The organism is Dinoroseobacter sp. S124A, from assembly GCF_049801015.1.
Lineage (GTDB): Bacteria > Pseudomonadota > Alphaproteobacteria > Rhodobacterales > Rhodobacteraceae > Dinoroseobacter.
Window position 1 is genome coordinate 98,384 of record NZ_JBNAGD010000010.1, and the last position, 21,607, is coordinate 119,990.

Consider the following 21,607-nt stretch of genomic DNA (forward strand, 5'->3'; position numbering starts at 1 on the left):
CGCCATGAACGCAGTGATCAAATGGATGACCGAGCACCCGGTCGCAGCGAACCTGACCATGGTGCTGGTGCTGATCGTCGGGCTGCTGAGCGCGATCACCATTCCGCAAAAGACTTTTCCCGATTTCACGCTGGAAGTCGTGGACATCCGGGTGGTCTATCCCGGTGCCTCCCCCGGCGAGATCGAACAGAGCATCATCCGCCCGATCGAAGACCAGATCAGCGGCATCGATGGCGTAGACGAGGTCACCGCCACTGCGCGCGAGGGGTCGGGGCAGGTCGCGGTTGCGCTCAAACTGGGCGAGGACGTGGCCGAGAAGCTCGACGAGGTGAAGACCGAGGTCGACCGGATCACCACCTTCCCCGAGGATGCCGAGGAGCCCACGGTCACCCAACGCTCCAACCGCAGCCGCGCGCTGGAAATCGCGATCCACGGCGCCGCGCCCGAGCAGGTTCTCAAGGAGCTGGCCGAGCGGCTAAAGACCGAACTGACATTGCTGCCATCGGTCTCATTCGTCGAGACGGCAAACCTGCGGGATTACGAGATCTCCATCGAGGTGGATCGCGACACGCTGAATGCCTATGGCCTCAGCCTCGCGCAGGTCAGCCAGATCGTGGCGGCCAACTCGCTGGAGCTGCCGGGCGGCGAGATCGAGACGGCGACCCTGACCATTCCGCTGCGCACGCTGGGGCGGAACTACACGCGGACGGATTTCGAAAATATCGTCGTGTTGACCAATGATGCAGGCGCCAAGGTGTTCCTGCGCGACATTGCAACCGTGATCGACGGGTTCGAGAACAGCGATATCTCGGCCCGGTTCGGCGGCAACCCTTCGGCCACCGTGAATGTGTTCCGCGTGGGCGATGAGCAGCTTCTGGATATCGTGGCCGAGGTGCGCGCCCATCTCGAGGACGGCTTTCGCCCCTCGCTGCCCGACGGGGTCGACGTGACCCTGTGGCAGAACGATGCCGATGAGCTGCAGAGCCGGGTCGACCTGCTGGTCAAGAACGCCATTCTCGGGCTCGCGCTCGTGGTGCTGTGCCTGTCGCTCTTTCTCGACTTCCGGCTGGCCTTCTGGGCGGCGGCGGGGATCGCAGTGGCCTTTGCCGCCAGCTTTGCGGTGCTCGGCACGATCGGCATGTCGATCAACATGATCTCGCTCTTCGGCTTCATCCTCGCCATCGGGATCGTGGTCGATAATGCCATCGTTATCGGCGAGAATATCTACAAGAACGGCGAGTCCGGGATGACGCCCATGGAGGCCGCGGTCAAAGGCACCCAGCGCGTGGCGATCCCGGTGGTGTTCTCGGCGCTGACCACGGTGGTCGCCTTCACGCCGCTCTTTCAGCTGCCCGGAACGCTGGGCAAGTTTCTCGGCGATATCCCGGCGGTGGTGATCATCGTTCTGTTGCTGTCGCTCTTGCAGGCGCTCTTCATTCTGCCGCGCAATCTCAGCCGGTTGGATGTTTCCGAGAGTTACCGTCCGAACATCGTCCTGCGCCTGCTGAACGCCGTGCGCGGTGTCGTGGACCGGATGTTGCAATGGTTTATCGCGCGCCCGCTCGATGCGGCGCTGCGTTTTGCGACCCGGCGCTGGTTGGTGCCGATTGGCGGGGTGATCGGGTTGATGATCCTGACCGTGGGGCTGCTGGCCCATGGCTATGTGAAGTTCAACTTCTTCCCCTCCATCGACGGCAAGTTCGTCACCGCCAATATCGAGATGGTCGATGGGACGACTTTCACCCGGACCGAGACCGTGGCCGAGCAGATCCGGCTGGCGGCCCTGCGCGCGGGTGACCGCGTCGCCGCCGATCTGCCGGCGGAGGAGGCGCAGGTGGTCGAGAACATCGCGGTGGTGATCGGGCAGGCGGCGGCGGCCGGTGGCCCCGAAGGCGGCAGCGCCACCGCAGGCGCGACGCTGGCCAATGTGGTCGTGCGTGTGACGGATCCCGAGCTACGCGACTGGCCTACCAAGGATTTCGAGACCGCGTGGCGCGACGAGATCGGCGATATCGCCGGGGTCAAGGTGCTCGACGTCTCCTCGGCGCTGATCGATGCGGGCGATGCCATCGCCGTCGAGCTCTCGTTGCCGGACGGGCAGGACATCGCCCCGGTCGTGGCTGAGTTGCGCGAGGGTCTGCGCGGCCTGCCGGGTGTGTTCTCGATCCGCGATGACCTGTCGGCGGGGCGGCTCGAATACAAGCTGGACCTGCGCGAGGATGCGCGGATCTACGGTGTCACCCTGTCCGATCTCGCGAGCCAGATGCGCAACGGGTTCTTCGGGATCGAGGCGACCCGGGTTCAGCGCGGGCGCGACGATGTCCGGGTCTTTGTCCGTCTGCCCGCAAGCCAGCGGGACAGCGTCGCCGACCTGCTGGATTTCAAGATCCGGACCCAGGATGGCGACCTCATCGCGCTGGGCGATGTGGCCGAGATCACCGAGGGGCTGGCCCCTACCGAGATCCTGCGCCGCAACGGGCGCACCATTACCACGGTCACCGCGGATGTGGACGCCGCCGTTGTCACCTCCAGCGAGGCCAATGCCCTGATATCTGCCGATCTGATCCCGCCACTCACGGAGAACTACGAGGGTCTGATCGTCGAGTTCGGGGGCGAACAGCGCACCCAGGGCGATGCCGGAGCGGCGCTGGGACAGGCGCTGGGCGTGGCGCTCTTCGTGATCTTTGCGCTTCTGGCGCTGGTCTTCCGGTCCTATGTGCAGCCGCTCGTGGTGATGGTGGCGATCCCGCTGGGTCTGATCGGGGCGGTGACGGGCCATTTGATTATGGGACTTCCGCTGACCATCCTGTCGATCTTCGGGATCATCGGTCTGGCCGGGGTGGTGATCAACAACAGCCTCGTGATGATCGACCTTTACAACGAGTATCTGGCCAAGGGCTACGAGACCCGCGAGGCGGTGATAGAGGGCACCAAGGACCGGTTCCGCCCTATCCTGCTCACCTCCCTGACCACCTTCCTCGGAGTCTATCCTCTGATCATGGAGACCTCGCTGCAGGCGCAGTTCCTGATCCCGCTGGCGGTGTCCATCGGCTATGGCGTGCTCTTTGGCACGGCGACCATCATCCTCGCGGTTCCGGCGGTCTTCATGGCCCAGGCACGCGCGGCGGAGGGCTTGTCGGCGCTGGTGTCCCTCGTGACGGGCGGTGGGGCGCGGGCCGACCGGACGGGTGCCGACGCAACGCCGGGCGACACGCAGCCTGCGCCCCAGATCGCCCCGGTGGACCCGTCTGCCCCGCCGCCATTGCGGGCAGCGGAATGATGCCGATCACAGGCCCGTGATGTGAAAACTCATCCAACAGGCTCAGCTTTGCGTAATTCCATCAACCGGATTTCGTGACTGGAGACTGACCATGAGGATTTCTGCATCGCTCGCCACCGCCGCCACGCTGGTCGTCGGACTGCTGACCGCATCCGCCGCAACCGCGCAGGAGCAATTCCAGCGCGTTCAAAGCAAGTCGGATTTCGTGGCTCTGGTCGACGGGACCGAGCTGTCGATCCTACGTCCGTTCTACCTGCGCAACGCGATCAAATTGCAGGTCTCCCCGCAGGGGGAAATCGCAGGCACCGCCCTGCGCAAGCCCGTGACCGGCGCCTGGAGCTGGGAGAACGGCTTTTTCTGCCGTGAGATGACCTATGGGGACAACACGATCCCATCCAATTGCCAGCTGGTCGCCATCAAGGGCAACGAGATGCGGTTCATCTCGGATCAGGGGCAGGGGGACAAGGCCGATTTCCGGCTGATGCGCTGAGCCTCAGCCCGCGGGGCGCGGATCAGAAATCGATCGCGATGCCCTTCTTTTCCCAATCGCCATAGCGCACGGGCTCGGGCCCGTCGCGCCCGCCCAGTTCCACCGGCATCTGGGCCTCACTGTCCTTCGCCTTGCGTAGATCGGCCTCTTCGAGGGCACGGCGCGCGGTCTCAGGCAGGGCGGCGCGGCGCGCGGCCTCTTCGGGGCTGAGCGGGGGCAGCACGGGCTCGGGGGCGTCCGGTGTCGGGGTGTCGTCGCTCATGGCATCGCTCCTGCGCGGCTTGTCACGGTGATGCCCGTGATATACGGCCCAAGCTTGCCGCGACAAGCGGGATGCAACAAGGAGACGCAGGGTGACTGGCAGCGCTGCTCATACGGGGCCGACCTCGGCCCGCGCCGCAGCGGTGGCGCTCCTCAACGGGGTTCTGGTGGATCAGCTGTCCCTCGCCGATCAGGTCGGACAGGCCAAGGGGCCACTGGCCAGCCTCGGCACCGGGGATCGCGCCCGGGCCCAGCGGCTCGCGACCGAGACCCTGCGCCATCTGCGGACCTGCGATCAGATGCTCGGGCCCTTTCTGCGCCTGCCCCCATATCCCGAGATCCATAACATCCTGCGCTTGGGCACCTACGAGATCTGCGCGCTGCAGGAAGCGCCCCATGGCGTGGTGAGCGCGGCAGTAGATCTGGCACGCGTCGCCGATCCGCGCAGCAAGGCACCGGGGCTCGTGAACGCGGTGCTGCGCCGGGTGGCCGAACGCGGCCCCGAGGCCTGGGAGGCCGCGCCGCCCCCCAGCCTGCCGAAACCGTTCCGCAAGGGGCTGGCGGCGATCTGGGGCAACAAGACCGTGCGCGCCATGGAAGAGGCTCAGGCCGCGGTCCCGCCAGTGGATCTCAGCCTGCGCGATCCTGCCAGTGCCGGGGACTGGGCTGCGCCGCTCGGGGCCGAGATCCTGCCCACGGGCTCTCTGCGGCTGCGGGACCCGGGGCGGATCAGCGCCTTGCCGGGCTATGACGCGGGCGCGTGGTGGGTGCAGGATGCGGCGGCGGCGCTGGCGGCGCAGGCCCTTGCGCCGCAACCCGGCGAGCGGGTGCTCGACCTGTGTGCCGCGCCCGGGGGCAAGACCTTGCAGCTCGCGGCAGCGGGGGCCGAGGTCACGGCGCTCGATATCTCCAAAGGGCGGCTGGCGCGGCTGCGTCAGAACCTTGATCGCACGGGCCTGAGCGCCGAGATCGTCGTGGCCGATGCGCGGGACTACGCTCCGGAACCGCTGTTTGACGCCGTGCTGCTCGACGCTCCCTGTTCGGCCACGGGCACGATCCGGCGGCACCCGGATCTGCCCTATCTGCGAGACCTCGCGGATCTGACAGAGGTGACGACCCTGCAAGCCGCGCTGTTCGACCGCGCGGTGTCGGTCCTGCGGCCCGGCGGGCGGCTGGTTTTCGCGACCTGTTCGTTGATGCCCGCCGAGGGCGAGGACCAGATCGCAGCCGCGCGCGCCCGGCATCCGGAGCTCGTGCAACAGAGCCTCGCGGATCTGCCGGGGATTGCAGCCGAATGGGTCACCGAGACCGGCGCCCTGCGCCTGCGCCCGGATTTCTGGCCAGAGCGCGGCGGGTTGGATGGCTTTTTTATCGCAGCTTTGGCGAAACCGGTCTGAACGCGGTTATCGCCATGACAGCGCCCTGAGCAGGGCGTAGGATTCGCCCAAAGGCGCGGGACCTCACACCGGGCCTGCGGATCATCGGAAAGACCCTGACACGGCCATGGCGGGCAGTCTCAAGCAGGACCTCTCACGGTCGACCGGCTCCCGGTCGGCGGGCTATCGCGCGGCGGATCGGCTGCATGCGGTGCTGGCCGGGCTGGGTCCGGCCTCCACGGCCTTTGTCTCCCATCCCGAACCCACGAGCTTTGGCGATCCGGCGCGGGGGCGGCAATTGCTGGCGGGCAATCACCTGATCAATGGCGAGATCACCTCGGCCCCGGGTCTGTCCTTGTGGGATGTGGCCGAGGGCGCGCCGGGGCTCGATGCGATGATGCTCCATGATTTCAAGTGGCTCGATGACCTGGCCGCGCTCGGAACGAAACCCGCCCGGGTGCTGGCGCAGGCGTGGCTGTCGGACTGGATCGCGCGCTATGGCCGGGGGCGGGGGCCGGGCTGGACCCCGGATGTGACCGCGCGGCGCATCATGCGCTGGATCAGCCATACGGTGCTACTGCTGGGGGCGGAGGGGTCGGCGCTGGCGCCGCGCTATTTCCGGTCGCTCAGCCACCAGACGGTCTTTCTCAGCCGCCGCTGGCGCACGGCGGCCTCGGGGCGGCCCCGCTTCGAGGCGCTTTGCGGGATGATGTATGCCGGGCTGAGCCTGAGCGGGTTCGAGGACAAGGTCGCGGCGGCCTCCAAGGCCTTGGATCAGGCGTGCCTGCGCGAGATCGACGGGCAGGGGGCGCTGGCCTCGCGGAACCCCGAGGACATGCTCGATGTGCTCTCGTTGTTGACCTGGGTCGCGGATGCGGTCGAGGCGCGGGGTCAGGCGCCGAGCCTCGAACAGGCCAAGGCGATCACGCGCATGGCGCCGAGCCTGCGGGCCCTGCGGCACCGGGATGGGACGCTTCTGCGTGGCCATGGCGGCGGGCGCGGCGCGCCGGGCCATCTGGAAGGCACGCTGGCGCGGACCGGGGTGGCAGGCCTGTCGGAGGCGCCCTCGGTGATGGGCTTCGCGCGGCTGGCCGCAGGTGGCACCACGGTGCTGATCGACGCGGCACCACCGCCGCGCGGGGCAGCGGCCCTGTCGGCCCATGCCTCGACCCTCGCCTTCGAGATGACCTCGGGCGCGCATCCGCTGGTGGTCAGCTGCGGTCCCGGCAGCGGCTTCGGGCCGGAATGGCGGCGCGCGGCGCGGGCCACGGCGTCCCATTCGACGTTGGAACTCGATGGGCTGTCCTCTTCGCGGCTCATCACGCGGGCGCGCAAACCGGGCGAGATCGAGGCGCTGGCGCAGGTGCCCACCCGCGTCACGGTCGAGATCTATGACGGGCCACTGGGCATGTCCGGACGGTTGATGACCCATGACGGGTATGATGCGAGCCACGGCCTGACCCATGCGCGGCAGATGGAGCTGGATGGGGCCGGGCGCGTCCTGTCCGGGACCGATACGCTGGCCGCCCTGTCCGAGGGCGCGCATCTGCGCTGCGACCGGGCGGCGGCGGGGACGCGCGGGGCGGGCCTGCCCTATTCCCTGCGGTTCCATCTCGCCCCGGAGGTGGAGGCGGAAATTGACATGGGCGGTACGGCGGTCTCGCTCGTGGCCGGGGAGGGTGAGGTCTGGATCTTTCGTGCACAGGGCGCGGAGCTGCGGCTGGCGCCCAGTGTCGTGCTGGAACGGGACCGGCTGAAACCCCGCGCCACGCGGCAGATCGTGCTGACCGGGCATGTGCAGGATTACGCGGTGGAGATCGGCTGGTCCTTCACCCGCGCGACCTGATCGCGGGGGCGCGGGCGCGCGGGCGGTGATCCAATTGCGCGCCTGCGGCGAAGTCCCATGCGCAATTCATGCCAGTATGGGGGCGGTACCCCCAAGAAGACGCCCGCGCGCGCGGTGCGCCCGCCCCCTTGGCGCACGCGGCCGGACCGGGTAGGGTCGGCCTGCGACAGCGTTGCGGGGCCGTTCCCGGCGCGTGGAGTGGTCAATCGCCGAGCCAGCCTGTATAGGGCGCGCAAACGCTGCCACAGACTTTCCAAAGGACCGACCATGACCGACCTCGTGCCGTTGCGCCGCGCGCTGCTTTCTGTTTCCGACAAGACGGGTCTCGTGCCGCTGGGGCAGGCGCTCGCTGCGCGGGGAGTTGAGCTGCTCTCGACCGGCGGGACGGCGAAGGCGCTGCGCGATGCGGGGCTTGAGGTGATCGATGTCTCGGATGTCACCGGGTTTCCCGAGATGATGGATGGCCGGGTCAAGACCCTGCACCCGATGGTTCATGGCGGGCTGCTGGCCCTGCGGGACAATGCGGCCCATGTCTCAGCCATGGAGCGGCACGGGATCGGCGCGATCGACCTTCTGGTCGTGAACCTCTATCCGTTCGAGCAGACCGTCGCGGCGGGGGCGGATTACGCCACCTGCATCGAGAATATCGACATTGGCGGACCCGCCATGATCCGGGCCGCTGCCAAGAACCACGGTTTTGTCAGCGTGATTACCGATGTGGAGGATTACGACGGCCTGCTGGCCGAGCTTGACGCCCATGACGGGTCTACGGATTATCCGTTCCGACAGGCGCTGGCGCTCAACGCCTATGCCCGAACGGCCGCCTATGACGCGGCGGTGTCCGGCTGGATGACCGATGCGCTGGCGCAGGTGGCACCGCGTCGCCGCGCCGTGGCGGGCACGCTGGCCCAGACCCTGCGCTATGGCGAGAACCCGCATCAGGCGGCGGCGTTCTATGTGGATGGCTCGGCCCGTCCGGGCGTGGCCACCGCCGTGCAGCATCAGGGCAAGGAACTGAGCTACAACAATATCAACGACACCGATGCGGCCTTCGAGCTTGTCGCCGAGTTTGCCCCCGAGGACGGTCCGGCCTGCGCGATCATCAAGCATGCCAATCCCTGCGGCGTGGCCCGTGGTGCGACCCTTGCCGAGGCCTATACGGCGGCGTTCAACTGCGACCAGACCTCGGCCTTTGGCGGGATCATTGCCCTGAACCAGCCGCTGGACGGACCCACGGCCGAGGCGATCTCGGGGATTTTCACCGAGGTGGTGATCGCGCCGGGCGCCGATGCGGCAGCGCGCGCGGTCTTTGCCAAGAAAAAGAACCTGCGCCTGCTGACCACCGAGACGCTGCCGGATCCGAAGGCGGCCATGCTCACCGTGCGGCAGGTCTCGGGCGGGTATCTTGTGCAGGACAAGGACAATGGCAATATCTGTTGGGAGGACCTGAAGGTCGTGACCAAGCGCGCCCCGAGCGACGCGGAGATCGCCGATCTGCTCTTTGCCTGGAAGGTCGCGAAACACGTGAAGTCCAACGCCATCGTCTATGTCAAGGACGGCGCCACGGTCGGTGTCGGTGCAGGCCAGATGAGCCGCGTGGACAGTGCCCGGATCGCCGCGCGCAAATCCGCCGATATGGCCGAGGTGCTGGGGCTCGACACACCGCTCATTCAGGGCTCGGTCGTGGCCTCGGATGCGTTCTTTCCCTTCCCCGACGGTCTGCTGACGGCGGCAGAGGCCGGCGCCACGGCGGTGATCCAGCCCGGCGGGTCCATGCGGGATGACGAGGTGATCAAGGCCGCCGACGAGGCCGGTCTCGCCATGGTCTTCACCGGCATGCGGCATTTCAGGCACTGACGGCATGCGCGCTCTGATCCTCTCGGCGGTGACGGCCTGTGGCATCGATCAGCTCAGCAAGCTGATCGTCGTCCACTGGATGAACCTCAAGGAAATCAGGGCGATCGACGTGCTGCCGCCGATCCTGAACTTTCGGATGGGCTGGAATCAGGGCGTGAATTTCGGCCTGTTCGGCTCTGAGAGCGACGTGATGCGCTGGGCGCTCATCGCGCTGGCGCTGGGGATCTGCGTGGCGGTCATCCTTTGGCTGCGGCGCGAGGGCGGCGGGCTTGCCGCCGAGATCAGCGCGGGCCTTCTGGTGGGCGGCGCCATCGCCAATGTCATCGACCGGGTGATCTATGGCGCGGTGGCGGATTTCCTGAACATGAGCTGCTGCGGCCTGAACAATCCGTTCACCTTCAATCTCGCCGATGTGGCGATTTTCGCCGGGGCGGTCGGGCTTGTGTTTTTCGCCGGAAAGCCGGACAAAAACCCCTCGTGACCCGGGCGGCGTGATGGGCTATGCCTCGGGACGCGACCGGGTAGGGAGACGATGATGCACCGCGCTTGGACAAAGCTTGGACTTGGGATGCTGGCGGCTGCGGCGCTGAGCGCCTGCAGCATCAATGACGAAGAGCCGATCCTGATGAATGTGCGCTCGACCACGTCCGGTCCCGACGAGTTCGCCATCCTGCCGGCCAAGCCCCTGGTCATCCCCGAAGATCTCGCCGCTCTGCCGGCCCCCACGCCGGGCGGCAGCAATCGCACGGATCCGACGCCGCAGGCCGATGCAATCGCGGCGCTGGGCGGGCGGCCCGAGCGGCTGACGCCATCGGGGCAAATCCCCGGCAGCGATGCGGGGCTGGTGGGCTACACCACCCGCTATGGCCGCGCCTCGGGCATTCGCCAGACGCTGGCCGAAGAAGATCTTGCGTTCCGGCAGTCCAATAATGGCCGTCTTCTGGAGCAGTGGTTCAACGTGAACACCTATTTCGACGCCTATGAGGATGTGAGCCTCGACCAAGAGGCCGAGCTGCTTCGCCTGCGCCGCGCCGGTGTGCGCAACGTCTCGGCGCCGCCGGATCCGAACCGCGAACAGTAGGTGCAGCACGCTGACAGCGCGGCACCGATCTCACGACCCCGACAGCACATCTTGAAGATGGCGCATGACGCCGTACCTTTGAGGCACGCCGCCTGGATCGAAAAGATGGAGACGCGCATGACGCGATGGAAACGGATGGGGCTGCCTCTGCGCGGGTTGGCACTCGCCGCACTGGCCGCAACCCCTCTGGCCGCTGCCGAGGATGTCACGACCTATACCCTCGAGAACGGGATGGAGATCGTGGTCATCGAAGACCACCGCGCCGCCGCGATCACCAACATGGTCTGGTATCGCACGGGCGCAGCCGATGAGCCGGCCGGCAAGTCCGGCATCGCCCATTACCTCGAACATCTGCTGTTCAAGGGCACCGATGAGCTGGACCCGGGCGAGTTTTCGGCGACCGTTCAGGCCAATGGCGGATCCGACAATGCCTTCACCTCCTGGGATTATACCGGGTATTTCCAGCGGATCGCCGCGGACCGGCTCGAGCTGATGCTCAAGATGGAGGCCGACCGGATGGTCGATCTGGTGTTGACCGAAGAGATCGTGGCCCCCGAGCTCGACGTGATCCTTGAGGAGCGGAGCCAGCGCGTTGACAGCTCCGCCGGTGGGCTCTTCGGCGAGCAGCGCCGCGCCGCGCAGTACATGAACCACCCCTATGCCATCCCGATCATCGGCTGGCGTCACGAGATGGAGCAGCTGACCAAGCAGGATGCGCTTGATTTCTACGAGACCTATTACGCGCCCAACAACGCGATCCTGATCGTCGCGGGCGATGTGGAACCCGAAGAGGTTCTGGCCCTTGCCCAGACGCATTTCGGCCCGATCCCGTCCAACCCGGACCTGCCGGAGCGGGTGCGCCCCTCCGAGCCGCCGCAACTGGCCGAACGCCGGATCGCCTATGCGGATCCGCGTGTCGCGCAACCTTATGTCATTCGAACATATCTTGCGCCTGAGCGGGATGCGGGCGCACAAGAAACCGCGGCGGCGCTGACCCTCTTGGCAGAGCTTCTGGGCGGGTCGAGTGCGACGTCTTTCCTTGGCGAGAGGCTCGAATTCGAGACCCAGCGCGCGGTCTATACCTCGGCTTTCTATTCCGGGGTGTCGCTCGATGCGACGACCTTCGGGCTGATCACCGTGCCCGCCGAGGGCGTATCGCTGGCCGAGGCCGAGGCGGAGCTTGACGCTGCCGTAGCCGAGTTCATGGCCAGCGAGATTGACGCCGAGGCGCTGGACCGGATCAAGATGCAGATCCGCGCCTCCGAGATCTATGGCCGGGACAATGTGGGCAGCCGCGCGCGGACCTATGGCACGGCCCTGACCTCGGGCCTGACGGTTGCGGATGTGCAGGCTTGGCCGGACATCCTCGAGGCGGTCACCGCAGAGGACATCAAGGCGGCGGGCGAGATGGTGTTTGACAAGCGCAAGGCGGTCACTGGCTGGCTGATGCGCGAAGGACAAGAGGAACTGATGCAATGAGCCGACTTCTGGGCGGCTTTGCCGCGCTGATCCTCTGGGCCGTCCCGGCCTGGGCCATCGTCGATATTCAGGAGGTCACCTCCCCCGGCGGGATCAAGGCCTGGCTGGTGGAGGATCACTCGATCCCCTTCACCGCGCTCGAAATCCGCTTCAAGGGCGGGGCGGTGGTCGACCCCGCCGACAAACGCGGGGCGGCGCATTTCATGTCCGGCCTGCTTGAGGAAGGGGCAGGGGACTATGATGCCCGCGCCTATGCGGCCCGGACCGAGGCTCTGGCGGCCAGCTTTGACTTCGATATCAGCGATGACAGCCTGTCGGTCTCGGCGCGGTTCCTGACCGAAAACCGGGACGAAGCGCTTGAGCATTTGCGCCTCGCCCTGCAGGAGCCCCGCTTTGACGAGAGCGCGATTGAGCGTGTGCGGGCCCAGATCCAGTCGATCATCGCCTCGGATGCCAAGGATCCCGAGACCATTGTGGGCGAGCGCTTTGATGCGCTGGCCTTTCCCGACCATCCCTATGGCACCGCCCGCGAAGGCAGTATCGAGAGCGTGGCCGCGATTACCCGCGCAGATCTTGTAGCCGCCCATCAGGGCATTCTGGCCCGCGACCGGATCTATGTGGGGGCTGCGGGGGATGTGACCGCCGAAGAGCTGGGCGCGTTGCTCGACGCGCTGCTCGGCGCCCTGCCCGAGACCGGCGCGCCCCTGCCCGGCGAGACCGAGGTCGCCCTGAGCGGCGGGGTCACCGTCGTGCCCTTCGCCTCGCCGCAATCGGTGGCGCGGTTCGGCCATACGGGGCTTGAACGGGATGACCCGGATTTCTTCCCGGCCTTCATCCTGAACCAGATCGTCGGGGGCGGCGGGTTCAGCTCGCGCCTGATGCAGGAAGTCCGGGTCGAGCGCGGCCTGACCTATGGCATCGGGTCCTACCTGCTGCCGCTGGATGACGCGGCGCTCTATATCGGGCAGTTCAGTTCGGACAACACGCGGATCGCCGAGGCGATCGAGGTGATCCGGGGGCAATGGGCCGATATCGCCGAAAATGGCGTGACCGCCGAGGAGCTGGAGCAGGCCAAGATCTATCTCACCGGGGCCTATCCGCTGCGCTTTGACGGGAATGGCCGGATCGCGAGCATCCTTGTGGGGATGCAGCAGGATGATCTGGGCATCGACTACATCCCGACCCGCAATGACAAAGTGCGCGCCGTCACCCTTGAGGAGATCCAGCGCGTGGCCGCCCGGCTCATGCGGCCCGAGGATCTGCGCTTTGTCGTGGTGGGGATGCCCGAGGGGCTCGAGGCCTCCAACTAGCCCTAGGCGACTCGCAGCGGCCATGCTAGATACGGTGGCATGGCCGTTAGCACCCCCAACATCCTGCCCGACACCCCGGATATAGCGGCGCCAAAGCGCCCCGTGATCCGGCAGCTCGACGAGGCGGCGATCAACCGGATCGCCGCGGGCGAGGTTGTGGAACGTCCGGCCTCGGCCATCAAGGAACTGGTGGAGAACGCCCTCGATGCCGAGGCACGGCGCATCGACATCGCCTATGCGGATGGCGGGAAGACCCTTCTCCGGGTGATCGATGACGGGATCGGGATCGCGGCAGAGGATCTGCCGCTGGCCCTGTCGCGCCACGCGACCTCCAAGATCGATGGCTCCGACCTGCTGAACATTCAGTCCTTCGGCTTTCGCGGCGAGGCGTTGCCCTCGCTCGGTGCGGTCGGGCGGCTGACCATCTGTTCCCGCGCGGCGGGCTCGTCCGAGGCGGCCGAGATCACCGTCGAGGGCGGCGTGATGACCCCCGCGCGCCCCGCAGCGTTGAGCCGGGGAACCAGCGTGACCCTGCGCGATCTCTTCTCGGCCACCCCGGCACGGCTTAAATTCCTGCGCTCGGACCGGGCAGAGGTCCAGGCAATCGGCGACGTGGTCCGACGTCTGGCCATGGCCGAGCCTGCCGTGGGCATCACCCTGCGCGATGTCACCGGGGGCGGAGACGGGCGCGTGACCTTCCGGGTCGAGCCCGAGACGGGGGATCTGTTCAACGCGCTTCACCGGCGTCTTGCGCGCATCCTCGGGGCGGAGTTCGCCCAGAACGCGCTCAAGATCGAGGGCGAGCGGGAGGGGCTGGGCCTGACTGGCTACGCCGCCCTGCCGACCTATTCCCGGGGGGCTGCGGTGGCGCAGTACCTTTTTGTGAATGGCCGTCCCGTGCGGGACAAGTTGCTCGTGGGGGCGTTGCGCGGGGCCTATGCCGACTTCCTGAGCCGCGACCGGCATCCGGCGGCGGTCCTGTTCCTCGACTGTCCGCCCGAACGTGTGGATGTGAATGTGCATCCCGCCAAATCCGAGGTGCGTTTTCGCGAGCCAGCGCTGGCGCGGTCGCTGATCGTCACGGCGTTGCGCCATGCGCTGGCCGAAGCCGGGCACCGGGCCTCCAGCACTGTGGCCGATGCGACGCTCGGTGCCTTTCGCGCGCCGGAGCTGGACCCCGATCCGGTGGTCGAGACGCCGGGCCCGGCGCGGGTCTATCAGATGGATCGTCCCAGTGGCGCGTCCCTGGCGCGAGGCACCGCGTGGCAGGCACCGGTGCCTGAGCCCACGCCCGGGTTCGGCTTTGCGGAAACCCCCGCCGCCCGGGTCGAAGCCGCGCCGGAGGAGACCGGCCTGACCGCGCGCCCTTTGGGGGCTGCCCGGGCGCAGGTGCATGAGAATTACATCGTCGCCCAGACCGAGACGGGCATGATCCTCGTGGATCAGCATGCCGCCCATGAACGGCTGGTCTATGAAAAGCTCAAGCGTCTGATGGCCGAAAACGGTGTGCCCGCGCAGGCGCTGCTGATCCCCGAGATCGTCGAGCTGTCCGAGGGGGATGCGGCGCGGCTTCTGGATCATGCTGACGCCTTCGCCCGGTTTGGCCTGCGGATCGAACCTTTTGGCCCCGGCGTTCTTGCCGTGCGCGAGACGCCCGCGATCCTTGGAACCGTGAATGCCGAGGCACTCTTGCGGGACATTCTCGATGAGTTGGCCGATCTGGGCCAATCAGACGCCCTGCAATCTCGAATCGACGCGATCCTGTCGCGCATGGCCTGCCATGGTTCGGTCCGCTCCGGACGCCGGATGAGCGCCGACGAGATGAACGCGTTGTTGCGCGAGATGGAGGCAACGCCCCATTCCGGCCAGTGCAACCATGGCCGCCCGACCTATGTGGAACTCCAGCTGGCCGATATCGAGCGGCTCTTCGGGCGCACATGATTGAACTCGGCGGTCGTGTCTTCACGCAGGATGAGTTGACGCTTCTGGCCCTTGGGGCCGGTGGGGCGATCGTTCTGTTGATCCTTTTGCTTCTGGTGCTGGCGCTGCGGGCGGCGGGCCGTTCGGCGCGCGCCACCGAGCCGCTGATCGCGCAGGTCACCACGCTCGGCCAGGCGGTCGAGGGGCTCAACCAGGGCCAGCACGCCCTGAGCGGGGGGCTCAAATCCGTCTCCGAGGCGCAGGCCACCGCACAGCTTCATGTGGTACAGACCATGGAGAGCCGGCTGGCCCATGTGCAGCAGCAGATGACCGATACGCTCCACGTCAACGCGCTGAAATCGGCCAACGCGATCTCGGAAATGCAGACGCGGATGAACGAGGTGCTGGCGGGCAGTTCCGAGAAGACGACGAAATCGCTGACCCAGCTGCAGGAGCGTCTGGCGACCATCGACAAGGCCCAGAGCAATATCGAGAAGCTCTCGGGTGATGTGCTGAGCCTGCAGGATATCCTGTCGAACAAGCAGACCCGTGGGGCGTTCGGCGAGATCCAGCTCCATGACATCGTGTCCAAGGCACTGCCATCGGATGCGTTCGACATGCAGGTCACCCTGGGCAATGGCAAGCGGGCCGATTGCCTGATCCATCTGCCCAACCCGCCGGGGCCCATCGTCATCGACAGCAAGTTCCCGCTGGAGGCCTATGAGAAGCTGCGCGCCGCCGGGACCCAATCGGATCAGACACTGGCCCTGCGCGAGCTGCGCGTCGCGGTGAAGGCGCATATCAAGGCGATCTCCGAGAAGTATATCATCGACGGCGAGACGGCGGATGGGGCGTTGATGTTCCTGCCGTCCGAGGCGGTCTATGCCGAGCTCCATGCCAACCTGCCGGAGGTGGTCCGCGAAGGGTTCGCGGCGCGGGTCTGGATCGTCTCACCCACCACCTGCATGGCCACGCTGAACACCATGCGCGCGGTGCTGAAAGACGCCCGGATGCGCGAGCAGGCCGGGGCGATCCGCAAGAATCTCGGGCTGCTGCATCGCGATGTGGAACTGGTGCTGGAACGGGTGGCCAAGCTCGACACCCATTTCAATCAGGCCCGCAAGGATATCGAGGGCATCACCACCGCCGCCGAGCGGGCGGGCAGACGCGCCGAGCGGCTCGACAATTTCGACTTCGCCGAGCTTGAGGCCACGCCCGCGCCGCAGCTGGTGTCTGTGCCAGAGACACGAGCCTAGGCCAGACAGCAAAACGGGCCCCGAAGGACCCGCATTCTGAGCATCGCAGAGCGTATCAGGTCAGATCCGCAAGAAGGGCTGCGCGATCTTGGGCAGGATCTTGCGGAATTTCAGCGGCGCGTCGGTCGCGGCCAGACAGATGCAAGCCTCACCCTCTTCGGCGACTGGGGTGTGTTCCACGTTCGGGTCGGCTACCTCGACATCGCCGGGGCCGAACCGGTCAAACTCATCCTTGAACGCGCCCTGCAGGACCAGCGTCAGCTCGGTACCATGGTGGCCGTGATCCGGCACCTCGACGCCCGCCGGGATATAGAGCAGCCGGACCGACGCCTCTTTGGACGTGGGCAGGATCGCCTGCTTGACGCCGAAGCCCACGGGCCGCCAGTTCACATCCTCCAGACCGCCCTGGACATAATCCACCAGCGGTGCCGGCAGAATGCCATTGGCCTTGCTCATGGGGCGCTCGGGCACATTGACCGCAATCGGCCCCTTGGACGGCAGGGCGCGGATCGACGCGAGGCAGCTTTCCAGCGCATCGGGCGCCATTTCCACCGCGGTGGTGTCTTCGAGCAGCGCACCGCCCACCGCCTCATGGGCGGCCAGTGCCGCGCGGCAGTCATCACACATGGAGATATGAGTGGCCACCACGAGGCTAAACGCCTCCGGCAACGTGCCCGCGGAGTACGCCATCAGGAGCGCATCGCTCAGGTGGTGTTTGATCGCAGTTTCACTCATCGGTCAGTCTAACTCGTGTCTTAGTTTCTCTAACGCCAACCTAAGGCGCGACTTGATCGTGCCAAGGGGCAATCCCGTTTCGGTTGCAATTTCACTATGGGACATATCCCCGAAATAACAACGTTCGATGAGTATACGTTGCTTCTCGGGTAATTGGATCAGTGCGGCCTGAAGTTTTTCGCTGTCCTGCTGCATTTCGAGGACTTCGACCTGATCGGGTTCCGGCTCGGGGCCCCAGGGCAGATCCTCTGGCTCGGGGCGCTTCTCCTTGCGGATCATGTCGATTCGACGGTTTCGGGCGATCGTGAAGATCCATGTCGCCACGCTGGCCCGGGACGGATCGAAGAGATGGGCCTTTTGCCAGACCGTAGTCATCACGTCCTGGGCGCAATCCTCGGCAACGGAATCCGTGGCGCCGGACTTGATCAGGAAGGCTTTGATGCGGGGCGCAAAATGCCGGAACAGGCTCGCAAAGGCCGCCGTGTCCTGCTGGTCGCGAATGGCCAGAAGAACGCCGACCCATTCGGCATCCAGGGTCGTATCACGTGTCGATTTTTGCGCCAGTGCCACTCCGGTCTGGTCCCCGCTTTCCCATTTCCCGGTCTCATCTTAGAGAGCGCTCGCCGGTGATGCATCAAAAATATGTGCGAGCACCGCAGGTTATCCCCGGCGAACAGCCACGGCTGCCCGAAAAATGCGCGAAACCCGCAGAAAGTTAAATCCAACTGGCTTGTCAGTCCGTATGTCAATCAAGCAAGACACGAGGGGACAAGGTTTTCATGCCATTCGAGACAGTAAGAGGCGCATCGCGCAGGGTTGCGGTAATCGGCGGGGGTATCTCGGGCCTGGGGGCGGCCCATCTGCTGGCGCGCGAGCACAGCGTGACGGTCTTCGAGGCCGAGAGCCGGTTTGGCGGCCATGCCCGCACGGTGATGGCCGGGCGTTTCGGCGATCAGCCGGTGGATACGGGCTTCATCGTGTTCAACTACGCCAATTACCCGAACCTCACGAAACTCTTCGATGAACTCGATGTTCCGGTGATCAAGAGCGATATGAGCTTTGCCGCCTCCATCGACGGCGGTCGGCTGGAATACGGGCTGCGTACGATCGGCACGCTCTTTGCGCAGAAGCGCAACCTGCTGCGTCCGGCCTATCTGCGGATGCTCAAGGACATCAACACCTTCAACACCCGCGCCTGCGAGGTGGCGGATGATCCGGACATCACCATCGGCGCGTTTCTGGAGCGGCTCGGCACCGGGCCGTGGTTCCGGGACTATTATATCACTCCACTGTCCGGGGCGATCTGGTCCACGCCCGTGGACAAGATCCTCGACTTCCCGGCCCAGGCGCTTGTGACCTTCTTCAAGAACCATGCGCTCCTGTCGGCCACGGGCCAGCACCAGTGGTACACGGTGCAGGGCGGGTCCATCGAATATGTCTCGCGCCTGTCGCGTTCCCTGCTGGAGGCGGGGGTCGAGCTGCGCGCGCCGGCCCGGGTCAGCGCCGTGCAGCGGATCAAGGAGGGTGTGCTGGTGAAGGCCGAGGGCGGCGATTGGGAGCCCTTTGACGATGTGATCTTCGCCACCCACTCGGACCAGACGCTTGCCATGCTCGCCGACAGTTCCGAGGCCGAGCGTCTGGCCCTCGGCGCGGTGCAGTACCAGCCCAACGAGGCGGTGCTCCATGCGGATGCGGCCACCATGCCGAACCATCGCAAGATCTGGGCCGCGTGGAACTATGTGGAAGAGAAGGGCAAGAAAAGCGACCGGATCGACCTGACCTATTGGATGAACAAGCTGCAGCAGATCCCCACCGATGATCCGCTCTTTGTCACTCTGAACGCCACGCGCCCGATCCGCGAAGAGCTGATCTATGACACGGTGACCTTCATGCACCCGGTCTATGATCTGGCCGCGCAGAATGCCCGGGTCGCGCTGCAATCCATGCAGGGGTTGCGGAACACCTATTTCTGCGGTGCCTGGATGAAGAACGGCTTCCACGAGGACGGCTTTGCCAGTGCCGTGGACGCGGTCGCGGCGCTGAACGCCAAGGCCCATCCGGCCGCGAAGGTTGCCGCTGAATGAGCGTGCTCGACCATATCGCCGGGCAGACCTTTCACGGGCGCCGGGGCGCGGTGGAGAACGATTTTCGCTATTCCATCGACTATGTCCTGACCGACCCCGAGGCGCAGTCGGCCACGCCGCTTCTGTTTTCGCGCAACAAGGCCAATCTGGCCTCCCTTCGGGACAGCGACCATGGCGGCGCACCCAAAGAGGGCAAGGGGGCGGATTGGGTCCGCGACATCCTGCATCTGCGGGATCTGGAGGTTGCGGACGGGCAGATCCTTCTGCTCGCGCAGCCGCGGATCCTTGGCCATGTGTTCAACCCGGTCTCGTTCTGGCTGTGCCACGACATGGCGGGGAGGCTGCGGGTGGTGATCGCCGAAGTGTCGAACACCTTCGGGGATCGGCATTCCTATCTGTGCTATCGCGATGATCTGGAGCCGATCACCCGATCCGACATCCTGACCGCCGAGAAGATCTTTCACGTCTCGCCCTTCCAGCCCGTGGAGGGAGGCTACACCTTCCGCTTCGATATCACCGATGAACGGGTCGGGATCTGGATCGACTATACGACCGGGAATGGCGGGCTCTATGCGACGCTCACCGGGGCGCGCAAACCGATGACCAGCTTCGGCATCCTCAAGGCCTGCCTGCGCCGCCCGTTGGGCTCGCGCCGGGTGCTCGGGCTGATCCATTGGCAAGCGCTGAAGCTCTGGTGGAAGGGCGCGATGTACCGCGCACGGCCCGAGCCGCCGACCCGGGACATCTCCCGGTGACGGATCTGGCAGACACGCCGCCGCGTCTGGCCGCCGAGGGCGCGCCGCGCCTTGCCGGTTATGCGGTCTTTGCCGCGATGATCTCGGCGGCGGGTCTGCCGATCTATATTCACGCGCCGAAATTCTATGTGGACAGCTATGGTGTGAGCCTGACGGCGCTTGGGGCCGTGCTCTTTGTGCTGCGGCTGCTGGATTTCGGGCAGGACCCGCTGCTCGGTTGGCTGTCAGAGCGCACGCGGCGGGCGCGGGCGGCGATGGTGGCGGGCGCGGTGCTTGTGCTGGCCGGGTCCATGATTGGGCTCTTTGCGGTGGCACCGCCCGTCGCGCCGCTCTTGTGGTTCGGGTTGACCCTGACGGGGCTCTTTTCGGCCTTCAGTTTTCTGACGATCAGCTTTTACGCCCAAGGGGTGCAGGCCGCCGACCGGCTCGGGGCCAAGGGCCATGTGCGGCTGGCCGGGTGGCGCGAGACCGGGGCGCTTCTGGGGGTCTGTGTGGCCGCCGTGGCCCCCACGATCCTGATGGGCAGTTCTGCGCCCTTCACCGCCTTCGCGCTGGGTTTTGCGGTGCTGTGCCTCGCGGCGCTCTGGGCCATGCGCGGACAATGGAGCGCGGTCTCTGTACCCCAATCTGACCAATCCGGGTTCGGCATCGTGTTGCGCGATCCGGTGGCGCGCCGCCTTCTGATCCTTGCGCTGGTCAACGCGACCCCGGTTGCGGTCAGCTCCACCCTGTTTCTGTTCTTCGTGGAAAGCCGCCTGCAGGCGCCGGGCCTCGAAGGCCCGCTCTTGCTCCTCTTCTTTCTGGCGGCAGCGGCCTCGGCCCCGGTCTGGGGCAAGGCGGCGGCCCGGTTCGGGGCCAAGCGCAGCCTGCTCTTCGGGATGGTCCTGTCGATCCTTGCCTTTGCCGGGGCAGCGACCCTCGGTGCCGGGGACACGGTGCTCTTTGCGCTGGTCTGCCTCGGCTCCGGTGCTGCACTGGGCGCGGACCTCACACTTCTGCCGGCGATCTTTGCCCGCCGCATGGCGCAAATCGCCCCGACCGCCGCCGAAGGCTTTGGCCTTTGGTCGCTCGTGTCCAAGTTTACACTGGCTTTTGCGGCAGTCGCCCTACTTCCGCTTCTAGAGACGACCGGATTTAAGACCGGGGCTGACAACCCCCCGCAGGCGCTCCAGATGCTGACATTTCTGTATGCCCTCGTGCCCTGCGCCCTGAAACTGGTGGCCATCGCCCTTTTGGCGGCCACCCGACTGGAGGATGACGACTGATGGACCCGATCGTTTATATTCTTCTCGGACTTGCCCTCGGGCTCACCCTGCTCTGGGTGATCCGGCGGTTCTGGAGCTTTTCGGCCCAGACCCCGGCGGATTACGCAGAGACCGGCCCGGAATTCGACATTCGCGAGCAACTCAAGGGCCCGATCCTCTGCGAAGGCGTGATCTATGGGCCGACCGGGCGCGTGACGTCGCGCTTCGTGGCCGATTTCGACGCCCGCTGGGAAGGCGACACCGGCGTGATGAGCGAAGAGTTCCGCTATGACAGCGGCACGGTGCAGAACCGCGAATGGCGGTTGACCCTCGAGGAGGGCGGCAAGATCCGCGCCGAGGCGGATGATCTGGTGGGCACGGGCTCGGGCCAGCAGAAAGGCTCGGGCGTCAAGCTCAACTACACCATTCGGCTGACCGAGGATGCGGGCGGCCACGCTCTGGACGTGACGGACTGGATGTACCTGATGGACAATGGCGCGATCATCAATCGCAGCCAGTTCAAGAAGTTTGGCCTCCCCGTGGCGGAACTTGTGGCGACCATGCGGCGTAAACCTACTGACGCCTATACGCGGCTCGAAGCAGCTGAGTGAAGGCGCGCGATCTGCAGCCACG

Annotated in this window: 18 protein-coding genes; 15 read left to right on the forward strand and 3 right to left on the reverse strand. The window is 66.1% G+C overall.

The features are described 5' to 3' along the window. The first annotated feature begins 4 nt into the window (after nt 1-4). Together ACP15I_RS20200 and ACP15I_RS20205 are read left to right on the forward strand one after the other, a co-directional pair. Nucleotides 5-3,280, forward strand: coding sequence for an efflux RND transporter permease subunit (locus tag ACP15I_RS20200; protein WP_424976433.1), 3,276 nt, complete (start codon nt 5-7; stop codon nt 3,278-3,280). 91 nt (nt 3,281-3,371) lie between these two features. Continuing rightward, nucleotides 3,372-3,770 (forward strand): dihydrodipicolinate reductase, encoded by a 399-nt coding sequence (locus tag ACP15I_RS20205; protein WP_424976434.1) that lies wholly within the window; start codon nt 3,372-3,374, stop codon nt 3,768-3,770. Between the two features lie 22 nt (nt 3,771-3,792). Here the strand turns inward: ACP15I_RS20205 and ACP15I_RS20210 are convergent, their stop codons facing one another. Beyond that, entirely contained in the window at nt 3,793-4,032 is a 240-nt protein-coding gene (locus ACP15I_RS20210) for a DUF1674 domain-containing protein (protein WP_424976435.1), read from the reverse strand. A 91-nt stretch (nt 4,033-4,123) separates the two neighbouring features. On the opposite strand from ACP15I_RS20210, the gene ACP15I_RS20215 reads away from it, so the two are divergent. The 9 genes from ACP15I_RS20215 (at nt 4,124) to ACP15I_RS20255 (ending at nt 16,156) form a co-directional block, all read left to right on the forward strand. Then, nucleotides 4,124-5,428: an RsmB/NOP family class I SAM-dependent RNA methyltransferase gene (locus ACP15I_RS20215; protein WP_424976436.1), complete on the forward strand. Its 1,305-nt coding sequence runs from the start codon at nt 4,124-4,126 to the stop codon at nt 5,426-5,428. A 106-nt stretch (nt 5,429-5,534) separates the two neighbouring features. Further along, entirely contained in the window at nt 5,535-7,253 is a 1,719-nt protein-coding gene (locus ACP15I_RS20220; protein ID WP_424968152.1) for a heparinase II/III family protein, read from the forward strand. A 267-nt stretch (nt 7,254-7,520) separates the two neighbouring features. After that, nucleotides 7,521-9,110, forward strand: a complete 1,590-nt coding sequence (gene purH, locus ACP15I_RS20225) for a bifunctional phosphoribosylaminoimidazolecarboxamide formyltransferase/IMP cyclohydrolase (protein ID WP_424976437.1) — start codon at nt 7,521-7,523, stop codon at nt 9,108-9,110. Nucleotides 9,111-9,114: 4 nt separating this feature from the next. Beyond that, complete coding sequence (gene lspA / locus ACP15I_RS20230) at nt 9,115-9,591, forward strand: signal peptidase II (RefSeq protein ID WP_424968150.1); 477 nt, start codon at nt 9,115-9,117, stop codon at nt 9,589-9,591. Nucleotides 9,592-9,678: 87 nt separating this feature from the next. Beyond that, nucleotides 9,679-10,191, forward strand: coding sequence for a DUF3035 domain-containing protein (locus ACP15I_RS20235; protein ID WP_424976438.1), 513 nt, complete (start codon nt 9,679-9,681; stop codon nt 10,189-10,191). Between the two features lie 117 nt (nt 10,192-10,308). Then, the gene (locus ACP15I_RS20240; RefSeq protein ID WP_424976439.1) at nt 10,309-11,670 is read left to right on the forward strand and encodes a M16 family metallopeptidase; all 1,362 of its coding nucleotides are present in this window, start codon (nt 10,309-10,311) and stop codon (nt 11,668-11,670) included. Continuing rightward, on the forward strand, nt 11,667-12,980 hold the full coding sequence (locus tag ACP15I_RS20245; protein ID WP_424976440.1) for a M16 family metallopeptidase: 1,314 nt from the start codon (nt 11,667-11,669) through the stop codon (nt 12,978-12,980). Before ACP15I_RS20240 ends, ACP15I_RS20245 begins: the two co-directional genes overlap by 4 nt. A 39-nt stretch (nt 12,981-13,019) precedes the next feature. Next, nucleotides 13,020-14,921: a DNA mismatch repair endonuclease MutL gene (mutL, locus tag ACP15I_RS20250; RefSeq protein WP_424976441.1), complete on the forward strand. Its 1,902-nt coding sequence runs from the start codon at nt 13,020-13,022 to the stop codon at nt 14,919-14,921. After that, entirely contained in the window at nt 14,918-16,156 is a 1,239-nt protein-coding gene (locus tag ACP15I_RS20255) for a DNA recombination protein RmuC (protein WP_424976442.1), read from the forward strand. Before mutL ends, ACP15I_RS20255 begins: the two co-directional genes overlap by 4 nt. Before the next feature lie 60 nt (nt 16,157-16,216). On the opposite strand, the gene ACP15I_RS20260 is transcribed toward ACP15I_RS20255, so the two are convergent. After that, nucleotides 16,217-16,891 carry a ChrR family anti-sigma-E factor gene (locus ACP15I_RS20260; RefSeq protein WP_424968144.1) on the reverse strand — a complete coding sequence of 225 codons (675 nt, stop codon included), beginning with the start codon at nt 16,889-16,891 and terminating at the stop codon, nt 16,217-16,219. Nucleotides 16,892-16,894: 3 nt separating this feature from the next. Beyond that, the gene (locus ACP15I_RS20265) at nt 16,895-17,461 is read right to left on the reverse strand and encodes a sigma-70 family RNA polymerase sigma factor (RefSeq protein ID WP_424968143.1); all 567 of its coding nucleotides are present in this window, start codon (nt 17,459-17,461) and stop codon (nt 16,895-16,897) included. A 209-nt stretch (nt 17,462-17,670) separates the two neighbouring features. Between ACP15I_RS20265 and ACP15I_RS20270 the strand changes: the two genes are divergently transcribed. From ACP15I_RS20270 to ACP15I_RS20285, 4 genes are read left to right on the forward strand one after another with little or no spacing between them, the layout of a single operon-like run. Next, entirely contained in the window at nt 17,671-18,975 is a 1,305-nt protein-coding gene (locus ACP15I_RS20270; protein WP_424976443.1) for an NAD(P)/FAD-dependent oxidoreductase, read from the forward strand. Next, complete coding sequence (locus ACP15I_RS20275) at nt 18,972-19,730, forward strand: DUF1365 domain-containing protein (RefSeq protein WP_424968141.1); 759 nt, start codon at nt 18,972-18,974, stop codon at nt 19,728-19,730. The genes ACP15I_RS20270 and ACP15I_RS20275 overlap by 4 nt, the downstream gene beginning before the upstream one ends. Next, on the forward strand, nt 19,727-20,995 hold the full coding sequence (locus ACP15I_RS20280) for an MFS transporter (protein ID WP_424976444.1): 1,269 nt from the start codon (nt 19,727-19,729) through the stop codon (nt 20,993-20,995). Before ACP15I_RS20275 ends, ACP15I_RS20280 begins: the two co-directional genes overlap by 4 nt. Next, nucleotides 20,995-21,585 (forward strand): DUF3833 domain-containing protein, encoded by a 591-nt coding sequence (locus ACP15I_RS20285; RefSeq protein WP_424968139.1) that lies wholly within the window; start codon nt 20,995-20,997, stop codon nt 21,583-21,585. The genes ACP15I_RS20280 and ACP15I_RS20285 overlap by 1 nt, the downstream gene beginning before the upstream one ends. The last annotated feature ends 22 nt before the right edge of the window (nt 21,586-21,607 follow it).